The organism is Afifella aestuarii (genome assembly GCF_004023665.1).
GTDB classification, from domain to species: domain Bacteria; phylum Pseudomonadota; class Alphaproteobacteria; order Rhizobiales; family Afifellaceae; genus Afifella; species Afifella aestuarii.
Genome location: NZ_SAUF01000005.1, coordinates 276810 through 297136, shown reverse-complemented (window position 1 = coordinate 297136; position 20327 = coordinate 276810). Strand labels below are relative to the sequence as shown.

The following is a 20327-nucleotide window of genomic DNA, read 5'->3' as shown; positions in this document are numbered from 1 at the left end:
CGCCTCAAAGCGTCGAAACGCTGAAAGTATCGCAGGCATCGAGATCTCCCGATTGGTAACCCTGGCGGAACCAGCGTCGCCGCTCCTCTGACGAGCCATGATTGAAAGCCTCGGGCACGACATAGCCTTGCGTGCGCTTCTGGATCATATCGTCGCCGATCTGGGTTGCCGCATTGAGCGCCTCGTCGAGATCGCCCTCCTCCAGCAATCCCTTGTCGCGCGTCCGGTTCGCCCAGATGCCGGCATAGCAATCCGCCTGAAGCTCGACCCGCACAGACAAAGCGTTGCCGGCACGCTCGCTCATGCCCTGACGCATCTCGTTCACTTTCGAGAGAACGCCTGTCAGGTTCTGCACATGATGGCCGACTTCATGCGCGATCACATAAGCCTGCGCGAAATCGCCGGGGGCGCGAAAGCGGCGCTTCAGCTCTTCGAAGAACGACAAGTCGAGATAGAGCTTTCGGTCGCCCGGACAATAAAAGGGCCCAGCCGCCCTGCCCGCCAGGCCGCAGGCGGAGCGAACGGAATCATTGAAGAGAACGAGAGTGGGTTCGGGATAGTCGGCCCCCGCCTCGCGGAAAATGTCGCCCCAGACGTCTTCGGTTTCGGCAAGCACTGTCGCCACGAAATCATCAACTTCCGTTCGGGTGGGGGCGACCTCTCCTGATGGAGAGCGCTGCTCGCTCGAGATCTGTCCCTGGCCGGTCTCCACCTCGCGGAGGAGTTCCATCGGATTGATGCCGAAGACGAAGAAAAGGACTGCGGCCACGATCAGGAAGCCGATGCCGCCGCCGGCACGTCCGATCGGCAGCGAGCTTCGCCCGCCGGTTCGATATTCGATATTGCTCGACTGACGCCGACCCCGCCACCGCATTCGATACTCCGTCCGTTTCTGCGACGGGAAAAGAAACGGAGATGGCCGGCGGTTCCGTCGCCTGAAAGCAAAAACGCGGCCAGGGGAGCCGCGTTTTTGTTCATCACACTTCTTTACAGCGCAATCGCCGTGAGAAACCTCAGCTGAACCAATGGCCTACACGTTTGAACAAACGTGCCATGCCGCAGTTCAGAGTCGCGTAGCGATGCATATCCACGCGATCGTAACCCAGGCGAGCCCGCTGCAGGACGATGTCATTCAACATCTGTGAGCCCTCCTCTGACAGGTTGCGTCTGGCGGCATGTTAGCCGCCAAAAGGAGCACTATTTGCGCCTTCATCGTGAATATGTGCACATTGTGCGCATTTGTCAAACAAGAAATGCACTTTTTGCGCCTTCACGATTTCGCTATAGGCCGCAGTGTAAAAAGCCCCTAAATTCGGTCAGCTGAAAGGGACCTGCCTTGGGCGTTTCCACGATGACACCCGACCAGTTCAAAGCCTGGCGAAAAAAGCTCGGAATGAAACAGAAAGAGGCCGCCGACCGGCTGGGCCTCAAAAAACGTATGATTCAGTATTATGAGACAGGCGAACGTGACGGCAAGAAGGTTAAGATCCCGAAGTCGGTTCGCCTCGCCTGCTACGCGCTCTCGGTCGGGATCGCCGACTACGATGGCGAGACGGCCTCGTACGAAGACGGCCAAGACCCAGAAGAAGATTTGAGCCCCGAATCTGAGCCGTCCGCCATCGCTGGCATGAGTTGACCTCGTTTCTCTCGGTCGTCTCGGCTCCGCTTTGGGCTCCACGAGGCTGTAGGTCCACAGCGCTCCAGGGAGCGACTTTGCCTCTTGCGCGAATTCCTCTATAAGCGCGCAACTTTCCAACCACCCGGAACCGGCCGGGCCGAACGGCCCGCCTACCAGCACGCCCCCATGCCGAAACGCACCGACATCTCTTCCATTCTGGTTATTGGGGCCGGACCGATCGTGATCGGCCAGGCCTGCGAATTCGATTATTCCGGCACGCAAGCCTTGAAGGCTCTGAAGGCCGAGGGATATCGGGTCATCCTCGTCAATTCCAATCCGGCCACCATCATGACCGATCCGGACTTGGCGGACGCCACCTACATCGAACCGATCACGCCCGATGTGGTCACCAAGATCATCGAAAAGGAGCGGCCCGACGCACTCCTTCCAACGATGGGCGGGCAGACGGCGCTCAATTGCGCCTTGTCCGTGGCCAAGGCCGGCGTTCTCGATCGCTATGGCGTCACGATGATCGGTGCACGCGCGGAAGTCATCGACAAGGCCGAGGACCGAGAGCTCTTCCGCGAAGCCATGACGAAGATCGGCCTCGATACGCCGACCTCGCGTCTTGCCCATTCGCTTCCCGAAGCCCTTGCTGCACTCGAAGAGATCGGTCTGCCGGCGATCATTCGCCCCTCCTTCACGCTCGGCGGCACCGGCGGCGGCATCGCCTACAACCGTGAAGAATTTCTCGAGATCGCCGAACGCGGCATCGACGCCTCGCCGACCAACGAAATCCTGATCGAAGAATCGGTGCTCGGCTGGAAGGAATACGAGATGGAGGTCGTCCGCGACAAAGCGGACAACTGCATCATCATCTGCTCCATCGAGAACATCGATCCGATGGGCGTGCATACGGGTGATTCGATCACCGTTGCCCCCGCCCTCACCCTCACCGACAAAGAATACCAGGTGATGCGGGATGCGTCGCTCGCGGTGCTGCGTGAGATCGGCGTGGAGACCGGCGGCTCGAACGTGCAGTTCGCGATCAACCCGGCCGATGGACGCATGGTCGTCATCGAGATGAATCCGCGCGTCTCGCGGTCCTCGGCCCTTGCCTCCAAGGCGACCGGCTTTCCGATCGCGAAAGTCGCGGCGCGGCTCGCCATCGGCTATACGCTCGACGAGCTCGAAAACGAGATCACCGGCGGAGCGATGCCGGCCTCTTTCGAGCCGACGATCGATTACGTCGTGACCAAAATCCCGCGTTTCGCCTTCGAGAAATTTCCTGGAGCGGAACCCTCTTTGACCACGTCGATGAAGTCCGTCGGCGAGGTGATGGCGATCGGGCGCTCGTTCAGCGAATCCCTTCAAAAGGCTCTGCGGGGTCTTGAGACCGGGCTAGACGGGCTGGACGAGGTCACGATTCCGGGCCTCGGCGAAGGCGACGACAAGAATGCCATTCGCGCTGCCCTTGCCCGCCCCACGCCTGACCGGTTGTTGAAGGTGGCACAGGCGCTTCGTCTCGGCACGTCGTGCGAAGAGATTTATGAAGCCTGCGCCATCGATCCCTGGTTCCTGCGGGAGCTTGAAGGGCTCGTCGGCTGGGAAGAACGCATCCGCGCCAACGGTGTGCCTGACGACAAGGTGGTCCTGCACCGGCTGAAGAGCCTCGGCTTTTCCGATGCCCGCCTCGCCAAACTCGCCGGCACCGACGAGGAAAGCGTGCGCGCGCTGCGCGACCGCCTCGGCGTCAGGCCGGTCTTCAAGCGCATCGACACATGTGCGGCCGAGTTCGCCGCCGCCACGGCCTATATGTACTCGACCTATGAGCGCCCCTTCCGCGCCGGTGGCGAGGCAGAGGACGAGGCGCGTCCGAGCAATCGGGAAAAGATCGTCATCCTGGGCGGCGGGCCGAACCGGATCGGTCAGGGCATCGAATTCGACTATTGCTGCTGTCATGCCGCCTTCGCGCTCGCAGATGCGGGCTATGAGACGATCATGATCAACTGCAATCCGGAGACGGTCTCCACCGACTACGACACCTCCGACCGGCTTTATTTCGAGCCGCTCACGGCGGAGGACGTGCTGGAGATCCTGCGCGTCGAGCAGAGCGCCGGAACGCTCAAAGGCGTGATCGTGCAGTTTGGCGGCCAGACCCCGCTGAAACTCGCGCAGCCGCTCGAAAAGGCGGGCATTCCGATCCTCGGCACCTCGCCCGATGCGATCGACCTCGCCGAGGATCGCGACCGCTTCCAGCAGGTACTCGGGAAGCTCGGCCTCAAACAGCCGCGCAACGGGATCGCTCATTCGGCGGAAGAAGCCTTCGCGATCGCCGAGAAGATCGGCTTTCCGGTCGTCATCCGGCCGTCTTATGTGCTCGGCGGGCGGGCGATGGAAATCGTGCGCGATACCGCGCAGCTCGAGCGCTATATCAACGAGGCGGTCGTCGTCTCCGGCAAGTCGCCGGTGCTGATCGATTCCTACCTCGCCGATGCGATCGAAGTCGATGTCGACGCGCTTTGCGACGGCACCGATGTCGTCGTCTGCGGCATCATGGAGCATATCGAGGAAGCCGGCATCCATTCCGGCGATTCCGCCTGTTCCCTGCCGCCGCATTCTCTGTCGAAAGAGATCATTGACGAATTGGGCCGTCAGACGGCGGCGCTCGCCAAGGGGCTTTCCGTCGGCGGGCTCATGAACGTGCAATACGCGGTCAAGGGCGACGACATCTTCGTGCTGGAGGTCAACCCGCGCGCCTCGCGCACGGTGCCTTTCGTGGCAAAGGCCGTCGGCCGGCCGATCGCGAAGCTCGCCGCGCGGATCATGGCGGGTGAAAAGCTGAAGGACCTTGAGGCGACGCCGCTCGTCCATAAGCATGTGGCGGTGAAGGAAGCCGTTTTCCCCTTCGCCCGCTTCCCCGGTGTCGACACGGTGCTCGGACCGGAGATGCGCTCGACCGGCGAAGTGATGGGCCTCGACTACGATTTTGCCGTGGCCTTCGCCAAGAGCCAGCTCGCCGGTGGCGTGCAGCTTCCGACCGGCGGCACGGCTTTCGTCTCGGTGCGCGACGGAGACAAGCCGCGCGTGATGGACACGATGCGCCAGCTTGCATCCCTCGGCTTCACGATCATCGCGACGACCGGCACACAGCGCTTTCTGGAAGAACACGGGATCGCCTGCGCCAAGGTAAACAAGGTACTTGAAGGCCGGCCACATATCGTTGATGCTATCAAGAATGGCGAGGTGCAGCTGGTCTTCAACACCACGGAAGGCGCTCAGGCCCTCGCCGACAGCCGGTCGCTGAGACGAGCCGCGCTGCTGCACAAAGTGCCTTATTTTACCACTTTGGCGGGAGCACGTGCTGCGGCACAGGGCATTGAAGCCCTTCTCGGCGGGCAGCTTGAAGTCAGGCCGCTGCAATCCTACTTCGACGCAGCCTGAGTTAGTTTCGTCAAGCAGGGTGTTCCCCTCATCGGTGGAGCACCCGCTTTTTTGTTGCCCCCAGCCCAAAAACGAGGCGTCGTGGAGGAGAAGATGGAAAAGATTCCGATGACCGCTGCCGGCCATGCGCAACTGGAATCGGAGCTCAAACGACTCACCTCCGAGGAAAGGCCGCGCATCATTCAGGCGATTGCCGAAGCCCGCGCGCATGGCGACCTCTCGGAGAACGCGGAATATCACGCCGCGAAGGAGCAACAGAGCCTGAACGAAGGCCGCATCGCGGAGCTCGAAGACAAGCTGTCGCGCGCCGACATTATCGACGTGTCTAAGCTGACCGGTTCGACGGTGAAATTCGGCGCCAAAGTGAAGCTCGTCGACGAGGACACCGACGAGGAGAAGACCTGGCAGATCGTCGGTGACATGGAAGCCGATGTCCGCCTCGGCCGCATTTCGATCTCTTCGCCGATCGCGCGTGCCCTCATCGGCAAGAGCGTCGGCGATTCCGTCGAGGTTGCGGCTCCGGGCGGGGCCCACAGCTATGAGATCCTCGAGATCGCCTACGGCTGAGCCCTTCACTGGGGTTTTGTAACGAAAGAGCGCGCCGGCTCGTCTTGCAGCCTATGGCGCGCTCCTGCTAACTGGCCCGCCTGACCTTAAGGTGGGCATTGCCATGATCGATCTTTACACCTGGACCACACCGAACGGCCGCAAGGTCTCCATCGCTCTCGAAGAGATGGGGCTCGCGTACGAGGTCTATCCCATCGACATCATGGCGGACGAGCAATTTCGGCCGCAATTTCTCAAGATCAGCCCGAACAATAAGATCCCTGCGATCGTCGATCACGAGGGTGGTCAGGCGCTGATGGAATCCGGCGCTATCCTCCTCTATCTCGCGGAAAAGACCGGCAAATTCATGCCGACCGACGAGGCCGGTCGCTGGCGGGCGATGGAATGGCTGATGTGGCAGATGGGCGGTTTCGGTCCCATGCTCGGTCAGGCGCACCATTTCTTGAAGTTCAATCCCGGCAAGGCTTCCTATGCGGAAGAGCGTTACGCCAAGGAGGCTGCGCGCCTTTACAAGGTGCTCGATACGCAGCTCGCAGAGCACGATTATCTCGCCGGGGAATATTCGATCGCCGACATGGCCGCGTGGCCGTGGGCCTCACGTTTCGAGTGGCAGGGCATCGATCTCGGCGATTTTCCGCATGTGCGCGATTGGTATCTGCGCATCGCCGACCGCCCAGCCGTCCAACGCGGCTACGACGTGCCAAAAAAGGACCAGGGCATCCCACTCCCATAACGGATCGGCGCCCTGACGGATCGGCGCAGCCACGCATAGCGCTCCGCGCCAGCAGGCGCGAAGCGTGGTTTTTTCGAGTGCGGCTACTGCGTACTGCCGCTCCCTCGCCTCACACTCACGTCCGATGCGCCGATTTCGTGGGCCGCCTCCATCAATTTGGCGGCCGCGCTGGCGCAGGCCTCCGCGCTCTCTTTCGGTGAGCACGTCACGCGGATCGTCGTGTCGCCCTGACGCAGCCTGAAGCTGGTGCCGTCGCGGGCCATGCCATGCCCGTGATGGCCACGCCATTTCATGCCGTGATGGCCAGGCCCCATCGCCGCCGGGCCGGGACCCCACTGGCCCCAACCGCCACCAGGCCCGGGTCGCTGCATCGGCGTCTGGCCCGCCCAGTCACCCTGATAGCCGGGGCCTCCGCCATACCAGCCGCCTCCGGGCCCGTTTCCAGGCGCCATCATGCAATTGCCGGGACCCCAACCGCCATAGCCGGATCCGCCCCAGCCAGAGCCGTAACGTTGCCTCGGTTGGTTCTGCGACGACGACGCTGTATCATCCTCCATCTCTGATTGCCCGTCCTGATCGGACATCATGTCCATATCCGGATTGGCCTCCATACCCTCATCATTGTTCTGATCAGGATTTGGCGCACTCATATCAGGCGGCGAAGATGGCTCATCAGCCCCTGTCTGGGCGTAGGCCAGTGTGGACATGCTGAGAGCGAGAGCCGTGCTCGCGGCAAGAAGTCTGCGCATTCGTATCTCCCATTGACGCGCCCCTCTCGTCGAGAATACCCGCGCCACGGAATTCGTTGCGTGAACTTCAAGAAACCTTCGCTGAGCCTGCTTCGGACCACACGCAATGGATCTTGACCCTACGAGGGCGAAGCGAGCACTCCGTCAGGCGCGGCGCCAGTCGATCGCCACATGCCCCGCCTCCCCCGAGACACGCGCCAGCCAGCGGCGGATGCCCGAAAATCTACCGGAATCCTGCATGGAATAGAGAGTTAGCATCTTCGCTCTGCCGCGGTTGTCGGCGCGCGGACTTTTCCACTTGCTGCCTTTCCGGCAAGCGAATTGGATTGAAGGCTCGCCTCAATCTGACTGAAGTCGAGCAAGATCCGCCGGCAAAGCGCATCTGCCATTGTGCGTTCGACGCGCTTGCGCCTTGCGCCTCTCGCCCCATGGGCCTAGGTTTCGCGCCCGTTGCTAACTCCCTTCAGTCGGATTTCAAACTCATGGCCTTCCTTGCCGACAACCTCGCTCGTGTTCAGCCCTCCCAGACCATCGCCGTCGCCGAGAAGGCGCGTGAACTGAAGGCGCAGGGACGAGACGTGATCAGCCTCAGTGCGGGCGAACCCGATTTCGACACGCCCGACAACATCAAGGAAGCCGCGATCGCCGCCATCAAGCGTGGCGAGACGAAATACACGCCGGTTCCGGGCATCATGGAACTGCGCACGGCGATCGCCGAGAAGTTCAAGCGCGAGAACGGTCTCACCTACAAGCCGACGCAGACCATCGTCGGGACCGGTGGAAAGCAGATTCTTTACAACGCGCTGGCGGCGACCCTTAACCCGGGTGACGAGGTCCTCATTCCGGCACCTTATTGGGTGAGCTATCCGGATATGGTTCTTCTCAACGGTGGCGAGCCGCGCTTCGTCGACACGACGCTTGAAAACAAGTTCAAGCTGACGCCGGAAGCCCTTGAGGGCGCGCTCACGCCGAAGACCAAATGGCTGATCTTCAACTCGCCTTCGAACCCTTCCGGCGCGGCCTATACCGAAGCCGAACTGAAGGCGCTCGCGGCGGTTTTGATGAAGCATCCGCATGTGTGGATCATGTCGGACGACATGTACGAACACCTTCTCTACATCGACGAGCCGTTTTCCACGCTCGCCGCGGCAGAGCCGGAGCTCTATTCACGCACACTCACGATGAACGGCGTGTCGAAGGCCTATGCGATGACCGGCTGGCGCATCGGCTATGCCGGCGGCCCGGACGAGCTCATCAAGGCGATGACCAAAATCCAGAGCCAGCAGACCTCCGGCACCTGCTCCATCGCGCAATGGGCGGCGGTCGAGGCGCTCACGGGACCTCAGGATTTCGTGGAGACTTCGCGCAAGGCCTTCCAGAAGCGGCGCGATCTGGTCGTGTCTATGCTCAACCAGAGTGCTCTTCTCGAGTGCCCGGAGCCGGAAGGCGCGTTCTACGTCTATCCGTCCTGCGCGGCGGCGATCGGCAAGAAGGCGCCTTCAGGCAAAACCATCGACAACGACCAGGATTTCGTCACCGAGCTTCTCGAAGCGGAGGGGGTCGCGGTCGTTCATGGCGGAGCCTTCGGTCTCGGCCCCAACTTCCGGATCTCCTATGCGACGTCGACGGAAGCGCTCGAGGCGGCTTGCGAACGCATCCAGCGTTTCTGCAACACGCTGAGCTGAGGCCTCACCGCGGTCCGGGGCAGCGATGCTCCGGATTGCAGAGATGGAGAGCACGCAAGGCTGACGCATTTCGAAGACCGAGACGCCAAGAAAAAGGGGCGGCCCGCGCAAGCGAGCCGCCCCAATTTTTGTCGCTTTGCCGTTCGTGGGCGAAAAGCGTCCTCTCAAGAACGCCGGCGCACCTCCGCCGACTTGCTCAGGCCTCGTCGTCGAGCAGCTGCAGATTGACCGCCTGCGGGCCGCGCCCGCGACGATCCTGCTGCGTCTCGAACGAGATCCTCGTGCCTTCCGCAAGCTGCGGCAGGCCGGAGCGCTCGATCGCCGAGATATGCACGAAGACGTCCTTGCTGCCGTCCTCCGGCGAGATGAAGCCGAAGCCACGATCCGCGTTGAAGAACTTCAGCGTGCCGTTCTGACGCGGGCCGACTTCTGCTGGCTGACGATCCTGGAAGCCGCCGCCACCACCGCCGCTACGGAAGCCGCCACCGCCTCCGCCACTGCGGAAGCCGCCGCCACCACCGCCGCCGCGATAGCCGCCGCCTTCGCCACCACCGCGATAGCCGCCACCTTCACCGCCACCGCGGTAGCCGCCGCCTTCACCACCGCCGCGGTAGCCGCCGCCTTCGCCGCCACCGCGATAACCGCCACCGCGGTTGGGACCGCCGCGATAGCCTCCGCCACCGCCGCCGCCACCGCGATAGCCACCTTCATTGTCTCTGCCGAAGCCCCCGTCTCCCCGATCGCCATAACCGGGGGTGGGAGCATCGCTACCGAAATCGCTGCCGAATTCGCGCGCACCACCACGACGGGGCCGGCGGGACCGATCACGGTCCGGGCGCTCACCAAAGTCGTCGTCGTCGTGCCCGCCGCGACCGCCATTGTTCATCATCTCATCTCGTCCTTCGATAGAAAAAAGTCGCCGGCTGGAGCGTCACCAGCCGACGCGGGCAAGCGCGCGGTCTTTACTTGGGAATACATGGAAAGCCGGGATCGGTCCGCTGGCCCTCGACCATAAAGGGGGCGCCTCATGCAAACCCCCGCGTATGATCATGCCGTTATGCGGGCAAATCTGCAAGTCCCTAATGGGCCGAACCTATCTCCGGCCCCAAATCCGCGTTTCACTTCAGGACTTCGACTTGAACCTTTGCCGTGCCGCGCCCTTTGAAGCCGAGCTTGTGGGCGGCAGCGCGCGTGACGTCGATGATGCGCCCTTTGATGAAGGGGCCGCGGTCATTGATGCGTACGATGGCGGCCCGGCCGTTGCGCAGATTGGTGACCTTCACCTTGGTGCCGAAAGGCAGCGTGCGGTGCGCCGCGGTCATTGCATTCGGATTACACCGTTCGCCGGAAGCCGTGCGCGAGGTCAGGGCATACCAGGAGGCGTGGCCGGTCTGAGCATTGGCGCTTTGGGGCTGGGTTACGAGGACGCAGCTGGCCGCAAGGACCGCCGCGGCGAGGAACTTCGCCGAGTGGAGCATTCTTCTCTTCCCATGAAATCAACTTTGCCGCTGCCGCTTTCACCGGTGAAAAGGGGCCAGAAATGGGCAAGACCTGGGGCATTTCTTGGGGCGCGGCGGGAAGAGCTGCCAATGTGACCGTGATGTCACTCGGATCGCGCAGAAAAGCAAAAGGCCGCTCCCGAGAAGCGGCCTTTCCTATGTGTTGCTCAAGAAAAACAATGCGTCACTGGCAAAGCTGACGCGGGCCATTATAGGGCTGATAGGTACCACTATTGGCATCGAAGGAGCGATACTTCGAGCTGCAATAGGCATACCATTCCGGCGTCCAAGGAGCGGGCCGGGTGTCGTAGACAACCAGCGGATTGCGTGCCGGAACCGCATAGACGGGCGCCGGCTCGACATAGACGGGCGGCGGAGCCGCGTAGACCGGTGCCGGCTCGACGTAGACGGGGGCGGCGCGCGGCGCGGTCAGCGCCGATCCGAGAAGAGTCCCCGCGGCCAGACCGACAACACCGGCAGCAACCGCCGCACCGGCGTCATCGCGGTCGCGGCGATGATGGTGGCGGTGCCCATAATAGCCGCGCGGACGGTCCCAGCCACGGTCACCATAATATCCCCTGTGGCCATCCCAGTGGCGCGATTCCCATGAGCCGGCCTGCGCGCCAGCCGGCAGGGTAAGAGCAGTCAGTGCCACAGCCAGAGCCGCGGCAGTCGTCTTGAGAGCAGTGGGTCTGAAGAAAGACATCGTCGTTTCCTTGCCAATAAGCCCCGCCGGAAGATCATCTCCGGCTTCTTGATGAGATTGGTAGGACTTCCAGGCTGAACGATGGCTGAACGAACGCGCCTCCTTGCCATCACGCTCGCGAGGCCGTGAGAGACTTCGGCAAAACCGGAGGTCGACAGCGACACCCTGATGACCTCAAACGATGTCGCGCGGCTTGGCGGCGCATGGGCGCGCAACATGCCTTGAGCGCATCATGGCCGAGATACAAGAAACCTGGGAGGACGGCGATGGTGAGCCGGATCTTGCTTCCGATCGACCTCGACCACATCGCCAGCTGGAAGAAATCCGTCACGACGGCGATCGAACTCGCGCGTCTCTATGACGCCGAGCTCGTGGTTTTGAGTGTGTTTCCCCAGATGGAAGCGGACTTTTCGCAGTTCCCAACGCATCACCTCCCCGCCGTGGAGGTGTTCCGGCGCGAGTATCTGCCCGAAGATATCCGAAGCCGCGCCATCTACCGCTCCGGGACCGTGGCTCGCGGCATCCGTGCGGCGATCAACCAGGAAAAGATCGATCTCGTGGTTATGGCGTCGCACAACCCCAATCTTGGCGACTATGTCATGGGGTCAAACGCAGCCAATGTGGTCCTGCACAGCCCGTGCTCGGTGCTGGTGGTGCGCTAAACAAAAACCGCCGGACATGCCGGCGGTTCGATCGTCAAATCTGGCTCGGAGCAGTCACACCCCGGAGCAAAAGCAATCAGGCAAGCTGGAGATTGACCGCCTGCGGGCCGCGGCCCCTGGGATCCTGCTGCAGCTCGAAGCTGACGCGATTGCCTTCGACAAGACCCGGAAGTCCAGAGCGCTCAACGGCCGAAATGTGGACGAAAACGTCCTTGCTGCCATCTTCCGGAGCGATGAAGCCGAAGCCGCGCGTGGAATCAAAGAACTTAACGGTGCCGGTCTGGCTCATGGGAGAAACCCTTTCCCTTTGTAGTCGGATTCATCGAGGTCGGCTCATCACCGCACCCGAATTTCGAAACAGTCGGGAAAGACATCACCTACCGGTCGGGTACTAAACCGCGCGGCGCAGACTTAACCGGTCGTCGGGACGCGCCCATCCAACATTTACGCGCCCAAGCGCGTTATGAAGGGAAACGCCAAAGATAACAAGGCGCCGCCTCTCCAGCCTCGTCACAGCGCCGGCTTTCTCACGATCCCAAGCCTTGCACGCAGCACCCGCGGCACGTCGTATTCGCGCATCAGCCGTTCCGTACCCGGGAGACCGAGCGCCTCACGCTGCACAACGAGTGCCCACAAGGCCTGAGCCGCCTCGTCCAACGCCCGCGCGCGAGCATCTTCGATGGCAGGTTCGCGGTCGCCAGCTTTCGCCGCGTCTTCAAGGCGACGCCAGGCTGTCAGAGCGTCTTCAAAGCGCGAGGCGATGCGCGAGAGGCTTGCAGCCCTCTCCGCCATCATCTCGTGCTCGAGGGCGTCGTAGGGCGAAGACTGCTTGCTCGGAGCAAGAATGCGCGGCGGACGAATGCTCATGTCCCCCAGCTAGGACGAGCCGCCTTCGCGGACAAGACCACCGCTGGGGCCTGATACGGCTCATGAAGACGCCGAGGCCCTCGCCGCCCGTTCAGATACCAGCGCAGGTGTTACGGCGCATTTAGCGCCGCGTTTGGCGGTCCTCGGGGAGGAACTGCGTGTGCTCTTTGTCGCGCTTTTGCCGTTCCTGCATCAATTCTTCGTAGGCGCGGCGCTCCTCGGCCGACAGCTGAACGCGCTTCACCGGCGCCTTCTTTCGTCGATCCTTGGCCTTCTTGTAGAGCTGCGGCTCTGTGGACATGTGCCTCGTCTCCATCTGCCGGACGTCGTTAGATAACCACATCGTCCGCAAATGACGAGACGCTTTCCCGGTTCGCCGATCGCGGGGTCGAGATCAGGCTTCAAGCCGTGCCATAAGGTCCATCGCCGCATGTGGATTGCGGACCTTCTCGCCAGCGATAAAGAAGACGAAAACAGAGAGGAAACCGGCCGTCCCCTTAGAGGCTTTGTCCGACAGACGAGGCAGATCGTCGGGCACGCTTCCCTGCGCCAAGACGCGCGCACGCTCCGCCCAGTTCTCGAGATCGGAAGGAGAATAGCCGGTCTTCTCCTCCTCGCGCGTGCGCATCAGCCGCAGATAGGCGAAATCGGCTGTCGGCTCGGCGAGCCCCGGATAATCGTCTGACTCGGCATAGACGATCGCCACGTTGTGGCGGCGCGCGAGATCGACGAATTCCTCACACAGGAAGCTCCCGTGGCGGACTTCGAGTGCGTGGCGAAGCGGCAGACCGTCGACTTCCTGCGGCAGGAGCTTCAGGAAAGCGGAAATATCCTCACCATCGAAGGAACGGCTCGGCGCGAACTGCCACAGGATCGGACCGAGCTTTTGCTTCAACTCGGCGATGCCGCCGTTGATGAACCAATCGAGACTGTCGCCGGTTTCGGCGAGCTTCTTCTTCATGGAAATGGCGCGATGCCCCTTCAGAGCGAAGACAAAATCGTCCGGCGTCTCGTCGTGCCATTTGCCAAAACTCTTGGCGCTCTGGCCGCGATAGAAGGTGCCGTTGATTTCGATCGCCGTCAGCTTGGACGCCGCATATTCGAGCTCGCGCGTCTTCGGCAGCTTTTCTGGATAGAAGGTGCCGCGCCAGGGTTCGAAGGTCCAACCGCCTATGCCAACCCGGATGGGTCCCGTCCGAGCCGAGTTTTTCTCTTCGGACCTGTTTTGCGCCGGCATGCCTCGCCTCCTCTTCCTGGAGAGAGACCCTTCCCTGCCTTGAATGTGGAAGCAACCCGAAAAAACGCTGAGGAACCTGACGGTACGTCCGCGTCAGAAAGCCGCCCGGCCCCCGCCGTCAGTTCTCTTCGCGATACTGATATTGCGCCCGACACCTTGCGCGCTGCTGCGCCGTGAGATTTCCGGCACAGCCGGGCGGTGCGAAAATGCGCTGGTTCTCCAGCTGACGCTGGCGAAGGCGTGGCTGATCATAGGGGTTGTTGATCGGATCCGGAGCTTTCAGCTTCGGCACGTCAACCCGCGGGATCCGCGGCCGATCGGGGTTGCCAAAGCTCTGCGCCATCGCAACAGAGGGGATCGTAGCGAGCGCGAGGAGACCGACGAGCGCCAATCCCAAAAGGGACCGGCCTGAACCCCGGCTCGGACGTGAAGCTGACCTGCACATGACAATTGATGTGGGGCAGCTTTCGACCATTCACAAGCTGACATTCGCACTTTGCGGTTTGGCCTTAATTCCGTCTTCCGACGCAGCTAGCGGCCCGCCTGCCGCAGATGTCAGGAAGGAACCGACATGGATACGATGCCGACGCGCCGCAGCTTCACGGCCCTCATGGCCGCGATGGCCGGCAGCGCGTTTTTGCCCGCCCCGCTTTTCGCACAGACCGCTGACGACAATCCTCCGCAGGACGTGCTGACACGCACGCTCTCCGAAGTGGAACAGCGCCTGAATGCGCGTCTCGGTGCCTATGTCCTCGACATCGAGACGGGTCGCGAATGGGCCCAGCGTGCGGACGAGCGTTTCCCAATGTGCAGCACCTTCAAGCTGCTCGCCTGCGGCGCCGTGCTGGCGAAGGTCGATATGGGCGAGGAAGATCTCGAGCGTCGCATCAGCTTCGAGGAAAAGAACCTCGTGACCTATTCGCCCGTCACCAAGGAACATGTCGGTGGTGAGGGGATGACACTTGCGGATCTCTGCGTCGCGGCAATGACGCAAAGCGACAACACGGCCGGCAACCTGATCCTCGACAGCCTCGGCGGACCGCCCGCGATCACATCTTTCGCTCGCTCCATCGGCGATCAGGTGACCCGCCTCGACCGCCGGGAAACGGAGCTCAACGAGGCGACGCCCGGAGATCCAAGGGACACGACCAGCCCGCGCGCCATGGCCCGCGATGCGCAGACGCTTCTTGTCAAAGGCAGCCTCTCGGACCGATCCCGCCTGTATCTCAAGAGATGGATGTGCACCAACAAGACGGGCGACGAGAAGCTGCGTGCCGGTCTTCCCGGCGACTTCCTCGTCGGCGACAAGACGGGCGGCGGCGGCAACGGTACCATGAACGACGTTGCCGTCATCTGGCCGAGCGGACGCAAGCCCATCATCGCCTCCATCTATCTGACGGAAAGCGGCGCCTCGTTCGACGAGCGCAATGCCGGCTTTGCCGAGATCGGCAAGGCGATCGCCGAAGTGATCAAAGCCTGAGCGTCGTTAGCGACCCGGCCGCCCGGTTTTTCTCGGGCGGCGCTGGCGCGCGCGCTCGTCTTCGGGCTCCTCGTACGACCCCTTACCGATATTCTCGCGCCGCAGCGGCTGGACGTCATCGCCCTCCGGGGCCCGCAAGGGAGCCGGACCGCCGAGCGGTTTCTCGGTCCGTCCAACCGTCATCTCGTCGAGCGTGTTCTTGCGCACGCGCGAGCCGCCCGACTTGGCCGCATCTTTCCGGCTCTGCCGGGTGTTTTCGATGCCGGTGTTGCGGGCAAGCGGGTCGTCCATGACCGCAAGCTCGGTCGCTTCCAGCCGCTTGATCTCGTCACGCATCCGCGCCGCCTCTTCGAATTCCAGATTCGAAGCAGCCTCCAGCATGCGTTTCTCGAGGTCCTCAATGTGGGCGCGCAGATTGTGGCCCATGAGCGCGCCTTCATCCTCGGCGTGACCGGCGCCGCGGCCGCCGCCGGAGACACCGACGCGAACGTGATCGCGCTCATAGACGGAATCGAGGATATCGGCGATGCGCGCCTTCACCGATTCCGGCGTGATATTGTTCTCGACATTGTAGGCGATCTGCTTTTCACGCCGGCGCTCGGTTTCCGCGATCGCCCGTTCCATCGATCCGGTCATACCGTCCGCATATAGGATCACCCGCCCATCGACATTGCGAGCGGCACGGCCGATGGTCTGCACCAGTGACGTCTCGGAGCGCAGGAAACCCTCCTTGTCGGCATCCAGAATCGCGACGAGACCGCATTCGGGGATGTCCAGCCCCTCTCGCAGCAGGTTGATTCCGACGAGAACATCGAAGGCGCCGAGACGCAGGTCGCGGATGATCTCGATGCGCTCGATCGTATCGATATCGGAATGCATGTAGCGCACGCGCACGCCGTGTTCGTGGAGGTACTCCGTCAAATCTTCGGCCATGCGTTTGGTCAGCACCGTGACGAGCGCCCGGTAACCGCCGGCAGCGGTCTCCTTCACCGCGCCCAGAAGATCGTCGACCTGGCTCGAGGCGGGACGGATTTCCACCGGCGGATCGATCAGGCCGGTCGGACGAATGACCTGCTCGGTGAAGACACCGCCGGTCTCGTTGAGCTCCCAGTTGCCCGGCGTCGCCGACACGCACACGCTCTGTGGACGCATCGCGTCCCACTCCTCGAAGCGAAGCGGCCGGTTGTCCATGCAGGACGGCAGTCTGAAGCCGTATTCGGCGAGCGTCGCCTTGCGCCGGAAGTCGCCTCGATACATGCCGCCGATCTGCGGAATCGTGACATGGCTCTCGTCGACAAAGACGAGCGCGTTGTCGGGCAGGTACTCGAACAGGGTCGGCGGCGGCTCGCCGGGCTTGCGCCCCGTCAAATAGCGCGAATAGTTCTCGATGCCGGCACAGGAGCCTGTCGCCTCGATCATCTCCAGATCGAAGCGCGTGCGCTGCTCAAGGCGCTGCGCTTCGAGAAGCCGGCCCGCTTTTTCCAGCTCGTCGAGGCGCCATTTGAGCTCCGCCCGGATCCCCTTCACCGCCTGCTGAAGAGTCGGTTTAGGTGTGACATAGTGCGAGTTCGCATAGACCTTTACGGAACGAAGCTCACCTGATTTCTGACCTGTGAGCGGATCAAATTCCGATATTGCCTCGATCTCGTCGCCGAACAGCGAGACCCGCCAGCCGCGATCTTCCAAGTGGGCTGGGAAAATCTCGATCGTGTCGCCACGCACCCGGAACGTGCCCCGGATGAAATTGGCGTCTGACCGCTTGTATTGCAGGGCCACCAGATCGGCCATGAGCTGGCGCTGGTCGAGCCGGTCACCCACCTCCAGGCCAAAGGTCATGGCGGTATAGGTTTCCACCGAGCCGATACCGTAGATGCACGACACGGAAGCGACGATCACCACGTCGTCACGTTCGAGCAGCGCACGTGTCGCCGAGTGGCGCATGCGGTCGATCTGCTCGTTGATGGAGGATTCCTTCTCGATATAGGTGTCAGTGCGCGGGACGTAGGCCTCCGGCTGATAATAGTCGTAGTAGGATACGAAATACTCGACCGCGTTCTCCGGAAAGAACGATTTGAACTCGCCGTAGAGCTGCGCCGCCAGGGTCTTGTTGGGCGCCAGAATGAGCGCAGGCCGCTGCGTCTCCTCGATCACCTTCGCCATGGTGAAGGTCTTGCCCGAGCCGGTGACGCCGAGCAGCACCTGGGTCGCCTCTCCCGCCTCTTTGATGCCAGCAACGAGCTCCGAAATCGCCTGGGGCTGGTCTCCACGCGGCTCGAATTCGGAGGTGATCTTGAGCGGAACGCCGCCTTCGGATTTTTCCGGCCGCGGGGGCCGATGCGGAACCCAGGTGCCGTCGCGAAACTCCGGACGGCCTGTCTCGATGAGAGACGACAGGGCTTCGACCGTCGCCGTGACGGCAGAGCCCGGCAAATTCTCCGCATCTTCCAGATTCACGTCGAAGCCGGCGGCCGGGCTCATGCCCGCACCTGCGCGCTCCTTGGCCGAGCTGCGCCCACCCATCGAGGTTCCCCTGGAGGTCTTCAACGGCTTGTCAGCGGCCTTCTTGCCGGCACCGGGCTTTTTGCTCTTGCCCGCGGCACCGCGGCCGGTTTTCGCCGGCGCTTCGGTCTCGTCGCCCTTCAGGGGGATCGACTGGTCCGTCTCCCAACCGGAATTCTTTCCCGGCCCAAGCCTCGACTTTCCGTCACGAGATTTTCTCTCCGGTGCAGAATCCGTCCCCGGCTTTTCCGGAACGGCGATGGAGCGATCATAGGCAAGGCCGCCGCGATCCTTCGGCTGGGGCGGCCGGACGCGCGTGCTGCGCCCTTCCGCCTCGGCCTCGCGCGCAATCTCTTCCGCCCACGACGTGATCGAGCCGGCAAACGCCTTTTCGATCGGCACACCTTCCAGCGAAGGCTGTGCCGCCTCGCCGAACCCCTCACCATCGCCTTCCGGCTGATCGTACGTGGTTTCGGAGGCCGGCTTAGCGGCCTTGCCGCGTCGTCCGGAGGATGTGCGCCTGTCTGCTGCCATGTTCGCTATATGGACCAGCCATGCGGGCGCGAAAAGGCCTGCGCCGCAGCTTTCGCCAGCCGCCGAGGGCGACGGCTTTACCCGCCACAGCCTCTCACAACCTGCCCGTGTCACATACCCGCATAACGGGATTCTTCATTTCGCCACAAGAGCTTCTATCTTGGAACGAAAGCAATTTGAATTTGGAGGAACGTCCGGGGGTCTTCGCACCGGCTTACCTGACCTGGAGTTTGGAGACTTGCGGATCACTCTCGGCGTCGGCCGCGTCCGACCGCAAATCATGACGCTCGGAATCTTGTCCGTCCTCGGCCTGCACGCATTCGTTTCATCGGCAGAGGCGGATCAACGAGATTGGCTGATCGTCAATCGTTCGCCGCTCGCCGACGGCGCGGCCATCTACACATTGGGCGCCCAGAGCGCCGGTGATTTGGACGGTCGCTTCGGGGTCGACATCGGCACGACCGGCAGCGGCTCCCACGGCGTCGACACGCGCGTGTGGCAATGGGGGAACCGGCCGACGGATGTGGCATGGTACAGTCTCGCCCTGCCCGGCCCTTTCCCCAATTACGACTGGACCTGGGACAAGGCCTGGATCGAAGGCAATGTGATCCCGGAGGAGAACAGCTACCGAATAGCGGCCCGTATCGGGCGCGACGAATCTTTCGGCAACCTCGTCGAAGCATCGCTGCAGCTGAGTTACGCCCTCTCCGGCTCAGGCGTCGGGTCCGATGCCGAGCAAACGATGGCGACGGCCCCTTATCTGCGGCTCAACATCCTGCCGACCGACACCGCGCTCACGGCGCAGTCATACGTGTCGGATACCGATTTCATCTGGCACAGCTCTGTTGAAGCCCAGCAGCAGCTGATCAAAGGCATGTCGCTCGTGGGGGCGGTTTCCGACATCGGGCTCGACAGCCAGAACGCCAGCCTTCGCCTGAAACTCTATCGGAGATGGTAACGCCGAATGGACGCCTCGTCTGAGCGTCGTTGGATCACACTATCGCAGGACGACGATCGTCACCTGCCCATCGGTCTCGATATTTATGGCGGCATCATCGCCGATTTCGCGCCGGCGACTGAACCCGAGCGCCGTCAGCACATCCCCCCGGAGCCAGCCATGTCGCGCATCGCCCGAGCGGGGGCGTACCAGACACCATCCCTCCGCCTGCGCGCAGCCGTTGACGACGACTTCGGAGCCCTTCGCCACATCAACGAGCACCTCAGACGCATCAGTGGGCAGAACGCGGATGACCGCATCGCGGCGCAAAGCGGCGTCTGCCGCGGAAGCGGAAGATGGAAGGCCCAAAGCGCCCAACAGGATCAGTGAGACGATCAGGCGGATATTTGAGACGAACGGCACGGGGATCCCGGTAAGGATTGATTCGCCATAGCGCCACGGTGCCGTTTCCGCGATGGCTCTGCAAGAGCGGCGCTTGCCGCCACGCTCTCGCTTCGGCTCAGAAAGAGCCGCAGGGTGAAAGCGCCACCTTGACCAGACGGACGACCTAGAGATCCAGCGCGTCGAGACCGGCGTCGATATGGTCCGCGAGAAGCGGCATGCCGAGGAGGTACTTGGAGGTCTTGCCCTGGGCGCGGCTTCTCGCTTCGGAGCGCGCCTCGTCCCAATCGTCGGCGCCGTAATCCCCGCGCCCAATCCATACGATCGCCACCAGATCCGCCGCTTCATCGATATTCAGATCGTCGATGAGTTCGCGAAGCTCTTGCTCGGTCTGGTCGTCGGTCTCTTCTTCCGCGAGCGCGTCGTGATGATGCGATTCGTGCATGCCCTCGGCGTCGAGGTCGATTTCGTGTTCGCGGCCGTCCTCGTACCCCGCCTCCAAATCGGCACTGAGCGTCCGGGCCTTGTCGGCAAAAAGCCGGAGGGTCGAGGGATCGAGAGAAAGATCGACAGCCATTGTTCCGTGTTCTGCTTGTGTGCCGGCCTTCAAAAAAGCCTAGCACGAGTGTTGCATCTTGTAGCGGAACGCGTTGTCACGTGGCCTTCGCCTGCAACCGTTCCCTCCCATCAAGCCACTAGCCCGAAACA

The 20327-nt window shown here is 62.4% G+C and carries 21 protein-coding genes; 8 read left to right on the top strand and 13 right to left on the bottom strand.

The window, feature by feature from the left end; translation table 11 throughout:
• Positions 1 to 4: 4 nt before the first annotated feature.
• Positions 5 to 874 carry a KPN_02809 family neutral zinc metallopeptidase gene (gene ypfJ, locus EO094_RS15605; RefSeq protein ID WP_128293836.1) on the bottom strand — a complete coding sequence of 290 codons (870 nt, stop codon included), beginning with the start codon at positions 872 to 874 and terminating at the stop codon, positions 5 to 7.
• Between the two features lie 462 nt (positions 875 to 1336).
• Between ypfJ and EO094_RS15600 the strand changes: the two genes are divergently transcribed.
• The 4 genes from EO094_RS15600 (at position 1337) to EO094_RS15585 (ending at position 6362) form a co-directional block, all read left to right on the top strand.
• Positions 1337 to 1636 carry a helix-turn-helix domain-containing protein gene (locus EO094_RS15600; protein ID WP_246008561.1) on the top strand — a complete coding sequence of 100 codons (300 nt, stop codon included), beginning with the start codon at positions 1337 to 1339 and terminating at the stop codon, positions 1634 to 1636.
• Positions 1637 to 1804: 168 nt separating this feature from the next.
• Complete coding sequence (carB, locus tag EO094_RS15595; protein WP_128293835.1) at positions 1805 to 5062, top strand: carbamoyl-phosphate synthase large subunit; 3258 nt, start codon at positions 1805 to 1807, stop codon at positions 5060 to 5062.
• 93 nt (positions 5063 to 5155) lie between these two features.
• The gene (gene greA, locus EO094_RS15590; RefSeq protein WP_128293834.1) at positions 5156 to 5629 is read left to right on the top strand and encodes a transcription elongation factor GreA; all 474 of its coding nucleotides are present in this window, start codon (positions 5156 to 5158) and stop codon (positions 5627 to 5629) included.
• Positions 5630 to 5732: 103 nt separating this feature from the next.
• A complete protein-coding gene (locus EO094_RS15585; RefSeq protein WP_128293833.1) occupies positions 5733 to 6362 on the top strand; it encodes a glutathione S-transferase family protein in 630 nt (209 codons plus the stop codon).
• A gap of 83 nt (positions 6363 to 6445) precedes the next feature.
• Here the strand turns inward: EO094_RS15585 and EO094_RS15580 are convergent, their stop codons facing one another.
• Complete coding sequence (locus EO094_RS15580) at positions 6446 to 7111, bottom strand: hypothetical protein (protein ID WP_128293832.1); 666 nt, start codon at positions 7109 to 7111, stop codon at positions 6446 to 6448.
• A gap of 482 nt (positions 7112 to 7593) precedes the next feature.
• On the opposite strand from EO094_RS15580, the gene EO094_RS15575 reads away from it, so the two are divergent.
• A complete protein-coding gene (locus EO094_RS15575; protein WP_128293831.1) occupies positions 7594 to 8796 on the top strand; it encodes a pyridoxal phosphate-dependent aminotransferase in 1203 nt (400 codons plus the stop codon).
• 196 nt (positions 8797 to 8992) lie between these two features.
• On the opposite strand, the gene EO094_RS18905 is transcribed toward EO094_RS15575, so the two are convergent.
• From EO094_RS18905 to EO094_RS15560, 3 genes are all read right to left on the bottom strand, one after another.
• Positions 8993 to 9685 (bottom strand): cold-shock protein, encoded by a 693-nt coding sequence (locus EO094_RS18905; protein ID WP_342772744.1) that lies wholly within the window; start codon positions 9683 to 9685, stop codon positions 8993 to 8995.
• A 229-nt stretch (positions 9686 to 9914) separates the two neighbouring features.
• Positions 9915 to 10274 (bottom strand): septal ring lytic transglycosylase RlpA family protein, encoded by a 360-nt coding sequence (locus tag EO094_RS15565; protein ID WP_128293830.1) that lies wholly within the window; start codon positions 10272 to 10274, stop codon positions 9915 to 9917.
• Between the two features lie 205 nt (positions 10275 to 10479).
• Entirely contained in the window at positions 10480 to 11001 is a 522-nt protein-coding gene (locus tag EO094_RS15560; protein WP_128293829.1) for a BA14K family protein, read from the bottom strand.
• A gap of 266 nt (positions 11002 to 11267) precedes the next feature.
• Between EO094_RS15560 and EO094_RS15555 the strand changes: the two genes are divergently transcribed.
• Entirely contained in the window at positions 11268 to 11663 is a 396-nt protein-coding gene (locus tag EO094_RS15555) for a universal stress protein (RefSeq protein ID WP_164879692.1), read from the top strand.
• A gap of 76 nt (positions 11664 to 11739) precedes the next feature.
• Here the strand turns inward: EO094_RS15555 and EO094_RS15550 are convergent, their stop codons facing one another.
• The 5 genes from EO094_RS15550 to EO094_RS15530 all read right to left on the bottom strand — a co-directional run bounded on the left by EO094_RS15550 (position 11740) and on the right by EO094_RS15530 (position 14158).
• Positions 11740 to 11952 carry a cold-shock protein gene (locus EO094_RS15550; protein ID WP_092815141.1) on the bottom strand — a complete coding sequence of 71 codons (213 nt, stop codon included), beginning with the start codon at positions 11950 to 11952 and terminating at the stop codon, positions 11740 to 11742.
• A gap of 221 nt (positions 11953 to 12173) precedes the next feature.
• Complete coding sequence (locus EO094_RS15545) at positions 12174 to 12530, bottom strand: DUF6665 family protein (protein ID WP_128293827.1); 357 nt, start codon at positions 12528 to 12530, stop codon at positions 12174 to 12176.
• Between the two features lie 121 nt (positions 12531 to 12651).
• Positions 12652 to 12831: a hypothetical protein gene (locus tag EO094_RS15540; RefSeq protein WP_092815147.1), complete on the bottom strand. Its 180-nt coding sequence runs from the start codon at positions 12829 to 12831 to the stop codon at positions 12652 to 12654.
• Positions 12832 to 12924: 93 nt separating this feature from the next.
• Positions 12925 to 13767, bottom strand: coding sequence for a DUF72 domain-containing protein (locus EO094_RS15535; protein ID WP_128293826.1), 843 nt, complete (start codon positions 13765 to 13767; stop codon positions 12925 to 12927).
• 118 nt (positions 13768 to 13885) lie between these two features.
• Positions 13886 to 14158, bottom strand: a complete 273-nt coding sequence (locus tag EO094_RS15530; protein ID WP_164879691.1) for a hypothetical protein — start codon at positions 14156 to 14158, stop codon at positions 13886 to 13888.
• A gap of 180 nt (positions 14159 to 14338) precedes the next feature.
• Here EO094_RS15530 and bla point away from each other — a divergent pair, with 180 nt between their 5' ends.
• Positions 14339 to 15247, top strand: a complete 909-nt coding sequence (bla, locus tag EO094_RS15525; RefSeq protein ID WP_128293824.1) for a class A beta-lactamase — start codon at positions 14339 to 14341, stop codon at positions 15245 to 15247.
• A gap of 6 nt (positions 15248 to 15253) precedes the next feature.
• Here the strand turns inward: bla and uvrB are convergent, their stop codons facing one another.
• Positions 15254 to 18280, bottom strand: a complete 3027-nt coding sequence (uvrB, locus tag EO094_RS15520; protein ID WP_281275266.1) for an excinuclease ABC subunit UvrB — start codon at positions 18278 to 18280, stop codon at positions 15254 to 15256.
• On the opposite strand from uvrB, the gene EO094_RS15515 reads away from it, so the two are divergent.
• Positions 18261 to 19238, top strand: coding sequence for a hypothetical protein (locus tag EO094_RS15515; RefSeq protein ID WP_128293823.1), 978 nt, complete (start codon positions 18261 to 18263; stop codon positions 19236 to 19238). The two genes, uvrB and EO094_RS15515, sit on opposite strands and share 20 nt — an antisense overlap.
• Positions 19239 to 19277: 39 nt before the next feature.
• On the opposite strand, the gene EO094_RS15510 is transcribed toward EO094_RS15515, so the two are convergent.
• Positions 19278 to 19640 carry an SH3 domain-containing protein gene (locus EO094_RS15510; protein ID WP_128293822.1) on the bottom strand — a complete coding sequence of 121 codons (363 nt, stop codon included), beginning with the start codon at positions 19638 to 19640 and terminating at the stop codon, positions 19278 to 19280.
• Between the two features lie 145 nt (positions 19641 to 19785).
• Positions 19786 to 20196, bottom strand: a complete 411-nt coding sequence (locus EO094_RS15505) for a DUF3775 domain-containing protein (RefSeq protein WP_128293821.1) — start codon at positions 20194 to 20196, stop codon at positions 19786 to 19788.
• Positions 20197 to 20327: the final 131 nt, after the last annotated feature.